Annotated in this window: 14 protein-coding genes; 9 read left to right on the forward strand and 5 right to left on the reverse strand. The window is 63.3% G+C overall.

The annotated features are described in order from the left end of the window. The 6 genes from B4E36_RS11940 to B4E36_RS11965 form a co-directional block, all read left to right on the forward strand. On the forward strand, window positions 1–1,457 hold a 1,457-nt coding region (locus B4E36_RS11940; RefSeq protein WP_345900385.1), incomplete at its 5' end, for an AMP-binding protein. 47 nt (window positions 1,458–1,504) lie between these two features. Beyond that, window positions 1,505–1,900, forward strand: a complete 396-nt coding sequence (locus B4E36_RS11945) for a MerR family transcriptional regulator (RefSeq protein WP_292055738.1) — start codon at window positions 1,505–1,507, stop codon at window positions 1,898–1,900. Between the two features lie 226 nt (window positions 1,901–2,126). Then, the gene (locus B4E36_RS11950) at window positions 2,127–3,263 is read left to right on the forward strand and encodes a thiolase family protein (protein ID WP_292055739.1); all 1,137 of its coding nucleotides are present in this window, start codon (window positions 2,127–2,129) and stop codon (window positions 3,261–3,263) included. Continuing rightward, window positions 3,263–5,596, forward strand: a complete 2,334-nt coding sequence (locus B4E36_RS11955; RefSeq protein ID WP_345900386.1) for a 3-hydroxyacyl-CoA dehydrogenase/enoyl-CoA hydratase family protein — start codon at window positions 3,263–3,265, stop codon at window positions 5,594–5,596. The genes B4E36_RS11950 and B4E36_RS11955 overlap by 1 nt, the downstream gene beginning before the upstream one ends. 17 nt (window positions 5,597–5,613) lie before the next feature. Next, window positions 5,614–7,404: an acyl-CoA dehydrogenase C-terminal domain-containing protein gene (locus B4E36_RS11960; RefSeq protein ID WP_292055743.1), complete on the forward strand. Its 1,791-nt coding sequence runs from the start codon at window positions 5,614–5,616 to the stop codon at window positions 7,402–7,404. A gap of 33 nt (window positions 7,405–7,437) precedes the next feature. Beyond that, on the forward strand, window positions 7,438–7,758 hold the full coding sequence (locus B4E36_RS11965; RefSeq protein WP_292055744.1) for an SCP2 sterol-binding domain-containing protein: 321 nt from the start codon (window positions 7,438–7,440) through the stop codon (window positions 7,756–7,758). 337 nt (window positions 7,759–8,095) lie between these two features. Here B4E36_RS11965 and B4E36_RS11970 read toward each other — a convergent pair whose 3' ends face one another. Together B4E36_RS11970 and B4E36_RS11975 are read right to left on the reverse strand one after the other, a co-directional pair. Next, the gene (locus B4E36_RS11970; protein ID WP_292055747.1) at window positions 8,096–8,506 is read right to left on the reverse strand and encodes a DUF2147 domain-containing protein; all 411 of its coding nucleotides are present in this window, start codon (window positions 8,504–8,506) and stop codon (window positions 8,096–8,098) included. Window positions 8,507–8,719: 213 nt separating this feature from the next. Then, window positions 8,720–10,003, reverse strand: coding sequence for an OmpP1/FadL family transporter (locus B4E36_RS11975; protein ID WP_345900387.1), 1,284 nt, complete (start codon window positions 10,001–10,003; stop codon window positions 8,720–8,722). Between the two features lie 376 nt (window positions 10,004–10,379). On the opposite strand from B4E36_RS11975, the gene B4E36_RS11980 reads away from it, so the two are divergent. Both B4E36_RS11980 and B4E36_RS11985 read left to right on the forward strand, forming a co-directional pair. Next, on the forward strand, window positions 10,380–11,099 hold the full coding sequence (locus B4E36_RS11980) for a TetR/AcrR family transcriptional regulator (protein ID WP_292055753.1): 720 nt from the start codon (window positions 10,380–10,382) through the stop codon (window positions 11,097–11,099). A 15-nt stretch (window positions 11,100–11,114) separates the two neighbouring features. Continuing rightward, window positions 11,115–12,314, forward strand: coding sequence for a pyridoxal phosphate-dependent aminotransferase (locus B4E36_RS11985; protein ID WP_345900388.1), 1,200 nt, complete (start codon window positions 11,115–11,117; stop codon window positions 12,312–12,314). Window positions 12,315–12,654: 340 nt separating this feature from the next. Here B4E36_RS11985 and pdxY read toward each other — a convergent pair whose 3' ends face one another. The 3 genes from pdxY to B4E36_RS12000 are packed head-to-tail and all read right to left on the reverse strand — an operon-like array spanning window position 12,655 to window position 14,872. Beyond that, entirely contained in the window at window positions 12,655–13,500 is an 846-nt protein-coding gene (gene pdxY / locus B4E36_RS11990) for a pyridoxal kinase (RefSeq protein WP_292055758.1), read from the reverse strand. Beyond that, complete coding sequence (locus B4E36_RS11995; RefSeq protein WP_292055759.1) at window positions 13,497–14,177, reverse strand: MOSC domain-containing protein; 681 nt, start codon at window positions 14,175–14,177, stop codon at window positions 13,497–13,499. Before B4E36_RS11995 ends, pdxY begins: the two co-directional genes overlap by 4 nt. Beyond that, window positions 14,174–14,872, reverse strand: a complete 699-nt coding sequence (locus B4E36_RS12000) for a glutamine amidotransferase (protein ID WP_292055760.1) — start codon at window positions 14,870–14,872, stop codon at window positions 14,174–14,176. The genes B4E36_RS11995 and B4E36_RS12000 overlap by 4 nt, the downstream gene beginning before the upstream one ends. Before the next feature lie 88 nt (window positions 14,873–14,960). Between B4E36_RS12000 and B4E36_RS12005 the strand changes: the two genes are divergently transcribed. Continuing rightward, window positions 14,961–15,511, forward strand: a 551-nt coding sequence (locus B4E36_RS12005) for a GntR family transcriptional regulator (RefSeq protein ID WP_345900389.1), incomplete at its 3' end; no start/stop codon positions are given.

Below are 15,511 nucleotides of genomic sequence, written 5' to 3' on the forward strand. Positions count from 1 at the left end.
TGAAGGCGGGCGGCATCGTCGTCAACTTCAATCCTCTCTATACCAGCCGCGAGATTCGCGATCAGATTCGCGATTCCGGAACCGAGTTCATGATCACGCTCGATCTTGCGGCGGTTTACGGAAATCTGGGCTCCGTCGTTGGCGAAACGGGTCTGAAACAGGTGATCATTTGCCCGATGGCAAAGGCCCTGCCATCGATGAAGGGTCTGCTGTTTCGCCTGTTCAAGCGCTCCGATCTGGCGCGGATTCCCGACGATCAGCAGCATCTGCGTTTCGACGCGCTGATGCGGGATGCCGCAAACGCCCCTGTTCCGAAAATCGAAACCGCCCCGTCCGATATTGCCGTCCTGCAATATACCGGCGGCACGACCGGAGTGCCGAAAGGCGCCATGCTGTCGCATGGCGCGCTGGTGGCCAATGCGCGCCAACTGGTCCAGCAGGGCGACCAGAGCGGTCTGCTGGTCGAGGGCGAAGAGATGGTGATGTGCGTGCTGCCTTTCTTCCATGTCTTCGCGATGACCGTCTGCATGCTCTATGCGGTGCAGATCGGCGCCTCGATGCTGCTGGTGCCGCGTTTCAATCGCGATGAACTGATCCCGCTGATGGAGCGGCGCAAACCGACGCTGTTCCCGGCCGTTCCCACAATCTATGGCGCGATCAACAGTGTTGCGCTGACACGCAAGGTGCATCTCGAATCGCTCAAACTGTGCATCTCGGGCGGGGCGCCGCTGCCGAATGAAGTGCGCGTCGACTTCGAAAAGCTGACCGGGTGCCGGCTTGCGGAAGGCTACGGCCTGACGGAGTGTTCGCCGGTCGTCTCCGTCAATCCGCTGGACGGCAGTTCGGGGCGGCCGGGGTCCGCCGGTCTTCCGATGGCCGGGACGACACTGGAAATCCGGGATTCCGAAAATCCGGCGGTGCTGCTGCCGACGGGCGTCAAGGGCGAGCTCTGGGTACGCGGTCCGCAGGTCATGTCCGGTTACTGGAACCGTCCGGACGAAACCGCGCATGTGCTGCGCGACGGCGCGCTTCGAACCGGCGATGTCGGCTATCTGGATGAGGACGGCTATCTCTATCTCGTCGACCGGCTGAAGGACCTGATCATTTGCTCGGGCTACAACGTCTATCCCCGCGTCATCGAAGAGGCGCTTTACGAGCACGATGCGGTGGCCGAAGCGATCGTCATCGGCGTTCATGACGCGTATCGCGGCGAGCGGCCGAAGGCCTTCGTTTCGCTGCGCAAGAACGCGCAGGTCACGGTCGAGGAGCTGCATGAATTCCTGGTTCCGCGTCTCTCCAAGATTGAATTGCCGCGCGACATCGAAATTCGCGATACGCTGCCGAGAACCATGGTCGGCAAGCTTTCGAAAAAGGAATTGATCGAGGAAGAGCGTCGTGCCTCTCATGATGGCGCAAAGGTGAATGCCGGGGAGGCAGACAGTCATGTTGACGGGTAGGTCAGGGGGCCGCTATGGTGAATCGCTTAAGAAAGAGAAGGTTTTACGTGGCGGATCAGTTTTTTACCGTGACCCAGTTGGCCGAAGAGCTCGGGCTCACGCCACGGGCCTTGCGGTTCTACGAGACCAAGGGTTTGATAACCCCGGGCCGGGCCGGAAAGACGCGCATCTACACGCAGCGCGACCGCGCCCGTCTGATCCTGATTCTGCGCGGCAAGCGGCTTGGCTTCTCGCTGGAGGAGATCAAGGAGTTTCTGGACCTTTACAAGGCCGACCATACGCAACAGGAGCAGTTGACGGCGCTTTTGCGGGCGGTGCACGAGCGCATCCAGCTTCTGGAAGAGCAGAAGGTCGCGATCGACCTCACCCTCTCGGAACTGAAAACCGTCGTGCGCGAAACCGAAGAACGGCTGTCACAAAAGGCTGGCAAGCTCGCGAGCTGACCCGCTCCGGGAGATCGGGCGCCCCTGTCGTCGCAGCCTCTTCCGCAACGTTCAAAGGGATGCCCGCGTCCCTGTTGCCCCCAATCACTGCCATATGTTCATTGCCGGTTCCCCGCCTGGGCGGAACCGGCGACCAACGCATTGGGTCTGAAGGCCGAGCGCCTCGCGCCAATGCGCATCGCTTTCTATTTTCAATCCAAAACATCACGTTTGCCGGGAGTAAACCATGACCAACGTTGTCATCGCGGGCTATCAGCGCTCGCCGTTTTCACTTGCCACAAAGGGCGAACTGGCCCGTGTCCGTCCGGATGATCTGGCGGCCCAGGTGGTGCGCGGGCTGGTCGAGAAGACCGGCGTCAAGGTGGAGGATATCGAGGACCTGATCCTCGGCTGCGCCTTTCCGGAAGCCGAGCAGGGCTTCAACCTCGGCCGTCTCGTGGTGTTGATGGCGGATCTGCCGCAATCGGTCGGCGGCGTGACGGTCAACCGCTTCTGCGGCTCCTCGATGCAGTCGATCCACATGGCCGCCGGCCAGATCCAGCTCGGCGCCGGCGAAGTCTTCATCTGCGCCGGGGTTGAAAGCATGAGCCGGGTGCCGATGACCGGCTTCAACCCGATGCCGAACCCCGCGCTCTACGCCAAGGTGCCCGGCGCCTATATCGGCATGGGCGACACGGCGGAAAACATCGCGACCAAATGGCAGATTTCGCGCGAGCAACAGGAAGCCTTTGCCGTGAAGAGCCACGAAAAGGCCACCGCGGCGCGCGCCGAAGGACGGCTGAAGGACGAGATCGTGCCGATCAGCGTGAAGGGCGGAACGGTTTCTGAAGACGGCTGCATCCGTCCCGAAACCACGGCCGAGGCGCTGGCCGGCCTGAAACCGGCCTTCTCTGCCGACGGCACGGTGACCGCCGGCACCTCCTCGCCGCTGACGGATGGCGCTTCGGCCGTGCTGGTGTGCTCGGAGGAGTATGCGATGAAAAACGGCCTGACGCCGCTCGCCCGCCTGACCTCCGTCGGCATCAGCGGCTGCGCGCCGGAAATCATGGGCATCGGCCCGGTCGGCGCCAGCCGCAAGGCGCTGGAACGCGCCGGCCTCGATGCCGGCGCCATGGATGTGATCGAGCTCAACGAAGCCTTCGCCAGCCAGTCGCTGGCCTGCATCCGCGATCTCGGCCTTGCCGAAGACCGGATCAACCTTGATGGCGGGGCGATCGCGCTTGGCCATCCGCTCGGCGCCACCGGCGCGCGCATCGTCGGCAAGGCGGCCTCGCTGTTGCAGCGTGAGGGCGGCAAGTATGCGCTCGCCACCCAGTGCATCGGCGGCGGCCAGGGCATCGCAACCATATTGGAGCGCCTCTGATGTCTGATACGGAATTCAAGATCAACACGGTCGCCGTCATTGGCTCCGGCGTGATGGGGTCAGGCATTGCCGCCCAGGTCGCCAATGCCGGTCACAAGGTGCTGCTGCTGGACATTGTTCCAGAGGGTGCTGAAAACCGCAACGTGATCGCGGAAACCGCGCTCGCCAGGATGAAGAAGGCCGATCCCGCGCCGTTCATGTCGAAACGGGCCGCGAAGCTGGTTGAAACCGGCAATATCGAGGACGATCTCGAAAAGTTGGCCGGCGTCGACTGGATCATCGAGGTCGTTGTCGAAAAGCTTGATGTCAAGCAGGCGCTCTACCGGCGGATCGACGCCGTGCGCAAGCCGGGCACGGCGATCTCGTCGAACACCTCGACCATTCCGCTTGCCCGCCTTGTTGAAGGCATGCCGGAGGCGTTCGTCCGTGATTTCATGATCACCCACTTCTTCAATCCGCCGCGCTACATGCGGCTGATGGAACTGGTGACGGGGCCTGATACCAACGAAGCGCTCGCCGCGGCCGTGACCGATTTTGCCGACCGCAAGCTCGGCAAGAGCGTCGTCGTCTGCAACGACCGTCCCGGCTTCGTCGCCAATCGTCTTGGCGTCACCTGGATCCAGCTCGGCGTGCTGAAGGCGCTGGAACAGGGGCTGACGGTGGAAGAGGCCGACGCGGTGATGGGCAAGCCCTTCGGCATTCCCAAGACCGGCATTTTCGGCCTGATCGATCTCGTCGGCCTCGACCTGATGCCGCATATCGGCGCAAGCCTGAAGAGTGCGTTGCCGGACGGCGACATGTTCCACGAGACCAATCGCGACCTGCCGCTGGTCAACAAGATGATCGCCGATGGCTATACCGGCCGCAAGGGCAAGGGAGGCTTCTACCGGCTGAACCGCGAGGGCGGCCGGAAGATCAAGGAGGCGATCGATCTTGAGAGCGGCCGCTACAGCGTGTCCGCAAAGGTCGAGAGCGCTGAACTGAAGGCGGCGCGCAAGCCGCGTCAGGTTATGGAAATCGACGGACCGCTCGGCCGCTATGCCTTCGGCGTCATGGCCAACACGCTGTCCTATGCGGCAAGCCTCGTCGGCGACGCCGCCGACGATATCGCCGCGATCGACGAGGTCATGCGGCTTGGCTATAACTGGCGCTGGGGACCGTTCGAACTGGTCGACATGATCGGCGCGCCGTGGCTGGTTGCGCGGATGCGTGAGGAAAATATTCCTGTTCCCGACGTGCTGGAAAAGGTGGGCGAGCGCACCTTCTACCGCATCGAGGACGGCAAGCGTCAGGCTCTCCAGCCGGATGGCAGCTACCGCGACATCGAACGTCCCGAGGGCGTGCTGATGCTCGAGGATATCAAGCGCGTCAGCAAGCCGCTTCTGAAGAATGGTTCGGCATCGGCTTGGGATATCGGCGACGGCGTCGTGTGCTTCGAGTTCACCTCGAAGGCCAACGCCATGGACGACCAGATCATGACGCTGCTCGACAAGACCATCGGGCTTGTGAAGAAGAACTACAAGGCGCTGGTGATCTATAATGAGGGCACCAATTTCTCGGTCGGCGCCAATCTGGGCCTCGCGCTGTTTGCCGCCAATATCGCCGCCTGGGGCGAGATCGAGAAGCTGGTCAGCAATGGTCAGGCTACCTATCGCAAGATGAAATATGCGCCGTTCCCCGTGGTTGCCGCGCCCTCCGGAATGGCGCTTGGCGGCGGCTGCGAGATCGTGCTGCATTCCGATGCGGTGCAGGCGTATGCCGAAACCTATATCGGCCTCGTGGAATGCGGCGTCGGTCTGGTGCCGGCCTGGGGCGGATGCCGGGAAATGCTGACCCGCTGGCAGAACAATCCGGCAGCCCCGAAGGGGCCGATGCCGGCAACGGCCAAGGTCTTCGAAATGCTGTCGACCGCGACTGTCGCCAAGTCGGCCGAAGAGGCTCGGGAACTCCTGTTCCTCGGCAAGGATGACGGCGTGACCATGAACCGCTACCGGCTTCTGGCCGATGCCAAGGCGCGGGCGCTTGCCATGGTCGACGGCTATCAGCCGCCGGAACCGCAGGAAATCGTGCTGCCCGGCCCCTCGGGCAAGATAGCCCTTGAAATGGCCGCCGAGGGCTTTGCTCGCCGCGGGATCGCCACGCCGCACGACCTGACGGTGGCGCGCGAGCTTGCGACCGTCTTGACCGGCGGCGACACCGACATCATCGACCCGGTGGATGAGAACACGATTCTCGAACTGGAACACGAAAGCTTCATGCGTCTCGTCAAGACAAAGAAGACCCTCGACCGGTTCGAGAGCGTCATCGAAACCGGCAAACCCCTGAGAAACTAGGAAAGAGGACGAAAACCATGCAAGTCTACAATGCGCCCATAAGGGACATGCGTTTCGTTCTGCAGGAACTGATCGGCATCGGCGATTATCCCGAGATTCCCGGTCTTGAGGAGGTCACGCCGGACCTGGCCGACGCGATCCTGGAAGAATCCGGCAAGTTCTGCACCGAAGTGCTGCTGCCGCTGAACGCAACCGGCGACGAAGAGGGCTGCGTGCTGGAAAACGGCGTCGTGCGCACGCCGAAGGGCTTCAAGGAGGCCTACAAGGCGTTTGCCGAAAGCGGCTGGACGGCGATGGCCTCTGCTCCGGAATGGGGCGGGCAGGGCCTGCCGGAATCCATCAACAAGCTGGTGGAGGAGATGAGCTGCGCGGCCAATCTCTCCTTCGGCCTCTATCCGGGCCTCACCCACGGCGCCTATCAGGCGATCGTCGACCATGCCAGCGAGGAGTTGAAGCAGACCTATCTGCCGAAAATGGTCGAGGGCACGTGGTCAGGCACGATGTGCCTGACGGAGGCCCATTGCGGTACCGATCTCGGCCTGCTGAGGACCCGCGCGGAGCCGCAGGATGACGGCTCCTACAAGATCACCGGCTCGAAGATATTCATCTCCGCCGGCGAGCATGACCTCACCGAAAACATCATCCATCTGGTGCTGGCGCGGCTTCCCGATGCGCCGAAGGGCGTCAAGGGCATCAGTCTGTTCCTGGTGCCGAAATTCCTGCCGAACGCCGATGGCACGCCGGGCCAGCGCAACGGCGTGACCTGCTCGGGCATCGAGCACAAGATGGGCATCAAGGCCTCTGCCACCTGCCAGATGTCGTTCGACGAGGCCACCGGCTGGCTGGTCGGCGAGCCGCACAAGGGCATGCGCGCCATGTTCACGATGATGAACAGCGAGCGGCTGTCAGTCGGCATCCAGGGGCTGGGTGCGGCGGAAGCGGCCTATCAGGGCGCCGTCGCCTATGCCAAGGAGCGGCTTCAGGGTCGCTCGCTTGCCGGCGCCAAACACCCGGACAAGCCCGCCGACCCGATCATCGTCCACCCCGATGTGCGCCGAATGCTGATGACGATGCGCGCCAATGTCGAGGGTTGCCGCGCGCTTGGCGGCTGGGTGGCGCGCAATCTCGACATGATGAAGCATCACCCCGATCCGGAAACGCGCAAGGAAGCGGAAGACTTCACCGCGCTGATGACCCCGATCGTCAAGGCGCTGTTCACCGATCTTGGCTTCGAGACTGCCTCGATCGGCATGCAGGTCTATGGCGGCCATGGCTTCATCCGCGATCACGGCATGGAGCAATATGTCCGCGACAGCCGCATCTCGATGATCTACGAGGGCACCAACGGCGTGCAGGCGCTCGATCTCGTCGGCCGCAAGATGCCGGCGCATATGGGCCGCTATCTGCGTTCGTTCTTCCATCCGGCGCTCGCGGAAATCGATGCCGCGATCGATGACGACCGGCTTTCCGATCTGGTCCAACCGCTGTCGAAGGCCTTTGGCGGGCTGCAGCTCTGCACCGCCGAGATTGCGCAGAAGGGCCTGAGGGATCCGGAGGAGGCCGGTGCCGCCGCGACCGAATATCTGCGTCTCTTCGGCCTAGTCGCGCTCGGCGTGATGTGGCTGCGGACGGCCAAGGTCGCCCATGCCGCGCTCGACGGCGAATGCGACGATCCCGAATTCTACAAGGCCAAGCTCGTCACGGCGCAGTTCTACATGACCCGCATCCTGCCGCAGGCCGCCGGCCTCGTCGCCGCGATCCGCTCCGGCAAGTCCGCGATGATGGCGCTCGACGAGATGGCGTTTTGATGCGGTGGAACGTCGACAGGGAAAGGAACGACAATGGCTGAGATCAGCGCGTTGATTGCGGCAATGGAAGCAAAGTCCGATGCGCTCCAGGAGCTTGGGTATCGGGTCCGCTTCGACATGAAGGATGCCGGGTCGATTTTGCTCGATGCCACGGACGGCGATGTCGAGATTGAAGAGGATGAGAGCGGCAAGGCCGAGGCCGACACCGTGCTCATTCTCACCTCGGACAATCTTGAAAAGCTGATCAAGGGAAAGCTGAACCCGATGCTGGCCTTTTCCACGGGCCGACTGAAGGTTCGCGGCTCCCAGGGCGTGGCGCTGAAACTCGCGGGTCTTCTGGAGGAGGCCTCCTAAGTCCACCTGAAACACGAAAGGCAGCGCCTGTTCCAGGCGCTGCCTCCAGGCTGCTGACAAAGCTACAGCTTCTGGGATTGTCACGCACGCCAACCCCACCCACAGGAGTCATGCTCGGACTTGATCCGAGCATCCAGACGGATCAACCGATTGATTTTCCTAAGTCTTATTGCAGACACTGGCCGTGCTGCCTGGATCCTCGTGTCAAGCACGAGGATGACCCCGCGTTTAGGGACGGTTTGGTAACAAACTGAAGGCAGCGCCAATTCAGTGCGCTGCCTCAATCTTGCGCGACCGGCCTCCCTGTCGGCGGTCGGTCGCTTCTTTTTTTGTCCTGCTACTTCGTCCGGCGCCAGGTCTGGCTCTTGCAGATCACGCCGCCCATGATGCAGCCGGAAAGCTTCAGCGTGTTGGCGTCTGTCAGCTCCATCTTGCCGGTATAGGTCTTGCCGTTCTCGAAATTGTAGAGCTTGCCTTTCCAGGCATTGTCGCCATCGGCCGAGAGTCCTGAGAGCATCTCAGTCCCGACGAGCGGGCGGCTGCGCTTTGCGGCGTCGGGGTTCTTGACGTCGTTCGACGGCGTTTGCTGCCAGACAATGGTGCCGCAGTAATTGCTGCCGCAAGGCGCGATCTGAACCTGGGTCTTGCCGCTTTCGGTCAGCCATTTGCCGTCCGGCGAAGCGGCTGCGGCCACCGAGGCCGTCATCAGACCTGCTGCGAGTGCAGCGCCGAGAACTCTTCTGATCATGAAACTCCTCCCGTTTCGTGTGTCCGAACCATCGACCGACGTGGCGGTTCCTCCTCAAGAACCGCCAAAGGCCTTGCCGCTCCCGGTTTTGGCCGGGAGCGGTGCTAGAGCCTTTCCGCATTTCACGGAAACGCGGAAAGGCTCTATCTCTTTGTTTTTACGCAATTCCGGACGGTGAACCGGTATCCACTTCACCTGGAATTGCTGTAAGTCTCAGAAGCGATAGCGCAGGCTGGCCGAAACGATACCGACGTGGGCATCGACATCGCCGAAGAAGGCGAGACCCGCGTAGTGCGGATTGTTGGCGTCGATCTTGATGTCGGTGTCGCCGGTGGTGAAGATGTGCTCATAGGCGAAGTCGAGCGACAGCTTGTCGTTCCAGCTGTAGGTGCCGCCGAGCGAGGCGTGGACGCGATCGCTGTCGGGCAGGCGCAGGTCGCGGTTGGTGGTCGAGATTGGCGACCATTCGTAACCAACGCCGCCGCGGACCGTGAACCGCTCGTTCATGGCATATTCGAGACCGACGGAGACATAGTAGCCGTCATCATATTCGAAGGGCAGTTCGGTGAGCTGCATGCCATTGGTGAAACCGGACGTGCCGTAGACCGGGAAATCGTTGAAAACGCTCCAGTTGGTCCATTCGAAGCCCGCGTTCAGGGTCAGCTGATCGGTAAGCGCCTGGCTGAGGCCGACCGTGATCTGATCCGGCAGGGTAATGTCGGTCTTCACCGGATAGGAACCGGGCGGAAGCGGCCCCATCATGGCGCCGAGATCGAGATGGCCCTCGAGGTTTTGCTTGATCTGGGAGCGATAGCCAACGCCGATCACCGTGCCGTCCATCGGCGTCAGCGTGAAGCCGAGCGTGAAGCCGACGCCCCAGGAATCGCCTTCAAGTTCGGCCGAGGGCGCACCCGGAAACGGGCTCATCGCCTGCGTCAGCCGGGTCTTGAAATACATCGCCTCGATGCCGCCGCCGATCGCCAGCCAGTCATTGACCTGCCAGGCAATGGTCGGGTTGATGTCATAGCTGAGAACTTCAGAGGTGCGGGCGTAGATCTGTCCGGAATAGTTGAACGGGTTCTTCGTCTCGAGGCCGAAGGGTGTGTTGAGGCCCAGGCCTACCCAGACATCGTCACTGACCTGATAGCTCACATAGCCGGCCGGCAGCGCCGCATCGAGCGCCATATCGCCGGTCGAACCGGTGCCGCCCAAGAGCAGAAGCGCCGGCGCGGTCCCGCTTGTCGGGGTTATGTCGGAATAGGGGAAAATGCCTGAAAGATCGACTTCGACCTGGAAGCCTTCGAAGGCGGCCATCGTTGCCGGGTTCCAGTACATCGAGCCGAGGCCGGCCTGTCCTGCCGCCGCGCCCGCAAAGGCCTGGCCCTGACCGACCGCGCTTTGCTCGCGCAACGCGAACGAGCCGGCTGACGCCGTTCCCGCGCACAATAGCGTTGCCGCGCTGAGCATTAGAAGATGTATTCGGCTGGGTTTGTTCATCGCTTGCTCCTCCTCACGCAAAACCGGAGCGTCTCACGCTCCTCATCCCAATTGGAAAGATATATGACGTTAAGGTAATCTAGTATCCTAATAAGGAAGAGGGCGCGAGAATCTTCCCAACCTGTGGCCGAATTGGCACACATCATGTGTCGCCTTACACCCCAACCGGTACTCGGGCGGCGATCGCCATGCGGAGGGATTTCGGCATGGCCGGCCCGTCCGCCGATCGGCGGGCCTTGGTTATTTTCTGGTGGGTGCGGAATGCTATTTGCCGCAATGTTGTACGAATGTATAGTAACGACGACAAATTAGCGGCTGGCGGCCTCTGGAGGCGGTATTCTGCAGGGGCGGATCAGGCTCAAAAATGAATAGAAGAATGACTTGGCTGCTGCCGCGAGAGCCGGAAGGCTTTTGTAAAGGCATTGAAGGCCAGCAGGAGGACATCGAGGTGACACGACGAGGCTACCAGCGCCTGGGGGTAGATGCCCGGCGCAGCGCATTGCTTGAGGCGACGCTGGATTGCCTGGCGGAGGACGGCATGGGCGGCGCCAGCGTTCGCAGGATAGCGGAGCGCGCCGGCGTTTCGCCGGGGCTGATCCGGCACTATTATGCGTCAAAGGACGAAATGGTCCATGAGGCCTATGCCTACCTGATGGGCAACCTGACCGGGGCGGCGGCGGCTTCCGCCCATGCGGCCTCGGAAGGACCGGCGCAGGCGCTGGCGCATTTCATCGCGGCCAATGTCAGGCAACCGAACCTTTCCGCGCGCAAGGTTTCGCTGTGGGCGACCTTCATCGGGCGCGTCCGCTCCGGGCAGCTTTACGCCGATATCCACCGGGAAAGCTACCGCGAGTTCCTCGATCTGCTGGAGGAACTGGTCCACCCGGTTCTGGTGCAGCATGGGCTGCCCGCAGATCCGGCGGCCTGCCACAGCCATGCCATCGCGCTCAACGGGCTGATCGACGGCCTCTGGCTGGAAGGCTCTCTCGGGCACGGGCTTTACGACCCCGCGCGCCTGCCGGGCATAGCGCTCGCCGCCGCCGAAGGCATTCTACGCCTGCCCGACCAGACACTGGTGCGCGCCGTCGCACTCTGACAACAAGGAAAATACATGCACTACGCGTCAATCACCCGCAGGCTCAGGGATCTGGGCGGCGATCAATGGGCCGTTCACAACGCCGCCCGCGACCGCAATGCGCGCGGCGCGGCGATCATCATGCTGACCATCGGCGAGCCCGACATTCCCACCGATCCGGACCTTGTCGAAATCTGTGCGCAATCGATGCGTAAGGGCCGCACCCGTTATTCCAACGGCCGCGGCGAAACCGGGCTGGTCAGCGCGCTGGAAGCCACCTATGCCCCGCGCCTGCCCGGCATCGGCCCCGAGAATATCCTGTGCTTTCCCGGCACCCAGACCGCGCTCTTCGCCGTGATGCTGGCGCTGGTCGAAGACGGCGACGGCGTGCTGATCGGCGATCCCTATTACGCCACCTATGACGGCGTGGTCGAGGCGACCGGCGCCAGGGTGCAACCCGTGCCGCTGAAGATGGAACACGGTTTCGTGCCGCAACCCGGAGATCTCAGGGACGCGATCACGCCGCAAAGCCGCGTTCTGCTGCTGAACACGCCGCACAATCCCAGCGGCTCGGTCATCGGTCGCGATACCATGAAGGCCATCGGCGATATCGCGATCGCGCATGATCTCTGGATCGTCTGCGACGAGGTCTATGAATCCCTGATCTTTACGGGCGAGTTCTGCTCGCCGCTTGAATTTGCGGCGCTGCGCGAGCGCACCATCATCGTCTCGTCGATCTCGAAAAGTCACGCCGCCACGGGCTTCCGCAGCGGCTGGGCCGTGGGCCCGGTCGAGGCGATGCGCCTTGTCCTGCCGATCTCGGAAACGATGCTGTTCGGCAACCAGCCCTTCATCGCGGACATGACCGAAGCGGCGCTGACCAACGACTACGACACCGCCGCGCGCCTGCGCGACGCGCTGTCCCGCCGGGCGCGCGCCTGCCAGACGGCCTTCGAGGCCGCGAAAGGGCTGTCGTCCTTCCCGCCGCAGGGCGGCATGTTCATGATGGTCGATGTCTCACAGACCGGCCTTGGCGGCGAGGCCTTCGCCTGGCGGCTATTGGAAGAGGAAGCCGTGGCGGTGATGCCCGGCGAAAGCTTCGGCGCCGAAGCCGGACACCTGATCCGCCTTGGCCTGACGCTGCCCGATGATGAGTTGGCCGAGGCCGTGCGTCGCATCGCGGCGCTGGCGTCCCGACTTTGTGAGGCAGGAGCCGAGGCCGCAACCCCGGCCTGAACAAAGAAGGGCCGGCGCTTGTCACGCCGGCCCCTTCTTCAAACGTTCGGTTGAGCGGCGCCGCGCCACCTCGTCTCCGGCCGCCTTGATGGCATTGCCGTAGAGGCCTTCAAGGTCGAGCGTGGTGCTGAGGTACACGCCATGGAATGGCGAAGCTCACGTCCTCTTCTGGAGATGATTTCGCTATTATTGTACGTTCGTATAATAAAGAGCGGCCTCCGGCGCGGCGGGCGCACACGCTTGGGGAGGATCCGCCGTCATCGGCGTGACGGCGCTTTTCTCAACAGCCAAGCGCAGCTTCCTCATCTCGCCTTCTCGGTTCGGATGAAGTCATCCCCATTCAAAGACCGAGTTTCAGAAGTTCGCTTCGGAATCCCGGTTCGCTGAGCACCACTTCCCCGGCGCCGAGGCTGCGGGCGTGGGCCAGCGCACGCGATGTGAGGCGCTGGCCGGCCTCCACGCTTTGCGGCAGCGGCAATCCGCGTGCGAGCCCCGAAACGATCAGCCCGGCGAACAGATCGCCCGTTCCCGGCAGCGCGACCGGCAGGTGTTCCACCGGGTGTCGGCTTGCGCCGTCAGCGCCGAGAATAACGCTTTCGATGTGGCCGGCGGGCGTATCTTCCAGTAAACAGCCCGTCGCGATCAGATGGGCGCCGGGCGCGATACGGAGAAAGGCCCTGGCTTGCTCAAGGTCTGTCATTGTCGCGATTTCCCGACCGGTCAGCCAGCTCAGTTCGAACGGGTTCGGCGTCGCGATGTCGGCCATCGGCAGCAGACGGTCGCGCATGACGTCGGCAATGGCTTCGGGCACATAGAGGCCGGGGCCGGCATCGCCCATCACCGGGTCGCAGACATAGATGAGGCGCGGATTGACGGCCTTGGCCTCGGCCACGAAATCGGCGACCATCAGCGCCACGTCGAGAGAGCCGATATAGCCGGTCAGGATGAAATCCGCCCGTTCCGGCAGACCGCGTTCGCGCGCGCCCTGCAGCAGGTCGGAGAAGAATTCCGGCGGAAGCGCCCGGCCGCGCAGCGTCGGATAGTCGGGCGTATTCGAAAAGATCACGGTCGGGATCGCCGCCACTTCCAGCCCCGCCGCCTGCATCGGGAACAGGGCCGCGGAATTGCCGACATGGCCGAAGACAACCTGGCTCTGGATCGAAATCACGAAAGGCGGTGGGTTCATGCTATGCCGTCCAGTCTGTTGCGCCAGTCTTCCACTCGGCCGCTTGCTAGCCGCCGGACCGCGTATTTCCGCCAGCCCTCGGCCAGAACGTCGAGCGCTGCCATGCCCTTGAGCTCGTCAAGGTCCAGCCGATCAACATAGAGCGCGCGCCAGAGCCGGTGCAAGGTCCATTCCGGCGCAACGCGGTCTATGAGCGCGAGCCGGTCCCCCGTCGCGACGACGCCCTGTTCCAGCACACGGTAATACCAGCCGGTGCGGCCGGTCTGTTGCACGCGGCGGGCCATGTCGGACACATCAAAGCGACGGTTTAGCTTCCAGCACGGCTGCCGCCCCTGGGAGACCTGCACCAGCGCCGTGCCCAGCCGGAAGATGTCGCCGACGGCGACGGTATTCTCGGTCAGGCCGGATGCCGAGATATTCTCGCCGAACCCGCCGGGTGCGCCCAGCGCCGGCAGGCCGCCGAGCTCTTCGCGCCAGAGCGGGTAATGATCCAGCGGATAATGATGCACCGCCTTTTCGACGCCGCCATGAACCCGACGGTCGGCCTGTTCGTCGCCTTCGATCCCCTCGGGGCCGAGACGAAGCGGCCTGTCCGCCGGTGTCTTGAAAATGCCGCTCAGCGCTTCGCTTCCCGGCAATGGCCGGGCGCGGCCGGTCAGGAGGGTAACCGCGCTCATGCCGGCAAGCCCCGCAGCCATGCCCGCAACATGGATTGGCCGGCGCGCTTCAGAGACGGGCCATGGGTTTCGGCCTCGCGGCGCAGGCCGGCCGGGTCGACCTCGGCCCCGGCAAGTTCCACGCTATGGCCGATGAGCCAGCGCTCGAAGGCGGGCAGTTCGCCGGCCTCAGGATGGAATTGCAGCCCCAGAATGGTTGGTCCCATGGCGAAGGCCTGGGTCGCGCAGGCCGCGGTGCTGGCGAGATTATCCGCACCATCCGGGATGTCGAAGGCTTCGCCGTGCCAGTGGAGAACGGACACATCGCTCAGATGGCGGAGCGGGCTGTGGATGCCAGCCTCCGTCAGCGTCAGGGTGGAAAAACCGATTTCCTTCCGCGGCATCGCGGCAACCCTTGCGCCGAGCGCCGCCGCCATGAGCTGTGCGCCAAGGCAGATGCCGAGTGTCGGCCGGCGGGCGGCAAGGCGCGGGACCAGCCAATCGCGCTCCGCCATCATGGTCGGATAGGCATCGCCATCATTCACCCCGATCGGACCGCCGAGCACCACCACGAGATCGGGGTTGAGCGGATCCGGCAGGGCATCGATGCCAGCTTCGGCATGGATGAGCCGGTAGCCGTCTTCCTCGATCACCGGGCCAAAGCTGCCAAGGTCCTCGAAGGTGAGATGGCGCAGGATGAGGGCTGACTTCGACATGCGGGCCTCTTGCGTTTTTTCATTTCTCTCCCGAAAAATCGGCCTATATAAAAGAGCCAGTTTTCGAAATTTGAATAGGCCGGTTGTGATGGCGCCCAAGCCGCTTGCCCTGGATATCGGAAAAGACGCGCCCGGGCCGCTGTTCCTGGCGATCGCCGGGGCGATCACCCGCGATATCGTGCGCGGCCGCCTGAAGCCGGGCGCGCGCCTGCCGGGTACGCGGGCACTGGCGCGCGAGATCGGCGTTCACCGCAACACGGTCGATGCCGCCTATCAGGAACTCACGACGCAGGGCTGGCTGTATGCCGAGCCGGCGCGGGGAACATTTGTCGCCGAGGACCTTCCCGACAGCATGGCGGAGCCGGTTTCGGTGTCCGTTCCCCCGCGACCTTCGGCCGTTCGTCCGGCGCTTGCCTTCAGCGATGGCGCGCCCGATCCCAATCTCGTGCCGGACAAGGCATTGGCGCGCGCCTTCCGCCGCGCCTTGCTGTCGCCGGCCTTTCGCACCGGCGCGGATTATGGCGATGCCCGCGGCACCTCGGTTCTGCGTCACGCGCTTTCCTCCTACCTCGCCCTGGATCGCGGCGTGGTGGCCGATCCGGCGCGGCTGCTGATCACGCGCGGCAGCCAGATGGCGCT

This window comes from Martelella sp. UBA3392, from assembly GCF_002358775.1.
Lineage (GTDB): Bacteria > Pseudomonadota > Alphaproteobacteria > Rhizobiales > Rhizobiaceae > Martelella > Martelella mediterranea.

Excerpts from the sequence above, each read along its gene's own strand:
- pdxY (WP_292055758.1), bottom strand. The coding sequence starts at position 13,500 with ATGAACCCACCGCCTTTCGTGATTTCGATCCAGAGCCAGGTTGTCTTC.
- B4E36_RS11980 (WP_292055753.1), top strand. The coding sequence starts at position 10,380 with ATGACTTGGCTGCTGCCGCGAGAGCCGGAAGGCTTTTGTAAAGGCATT.
- B4E36_RS11965 (WP_292055744.1), top strand. The coding sequence starts at position 7,438 with ATGGCTGAGATCAGCGCGTTGATTGCGGCAATGGAAGCAAAGTCCGAT.
- B4E36_RS11950 (WP_292055739.1), top strand. The coding sequence starts at position 2,127 with ATGACCAACGTTGTCATCGCGGGCTATCAGCGCTCGCCGTTTTCACTT.
- B4E36_RS12000 (WP_292055760.1), bottom strand. The coding sequence starts at position 14,872 with ATGTCGAAGTCAGCCCTCATCCTGCGCCATCTCACCTTCGAGGACCTT.
- B4E36_RS11970 (WP_292055747.1), bottom strand. The coding sequence starts at position 8,506 with ATGATCAGAAGAGTTCTCGGCGCTGCACTCGCAGCAGGTCTGATGACG.
- B4E36_RS11975 (WP_345900387.1), bottom strand. The coding sequence starts at position 10,003 with ATGAACAAACCCAGCCGAATACATCTTCTAATGCTCAGCGCGGCAACG.
- B4E36_RS11955 (WP_345900386.1), top strand. The coding sequence starts at position 3,263 with ATGTCTGATACGGAATTCAAGATCAACACGGTCGCCGTCATTGGCTCC.
- B4E36_RS11995 (WP_292055759.1), bottom strand. The coding sequence starts at position 14,177 with ATGAGCGCGGTTACCCTCCTGACCGGCCGCGCCCGGCCATTGCCGGGA.
- B4E36_RS11960 (WP_292055743.1), top strand. The coding sequence starts at position 5,614 with ATGCAAGTCTACAATGCGCCCATAAGGGACATGCGTTTCGTTCTGCAG.
- B4E36_RS11985 (WP_345900388.1), top strand. The coding sequence starts at position 11,115 with ATGCACTACGCGTCAATCACCCGCAGGCTCAGGGATCTGGGCGGCGAT.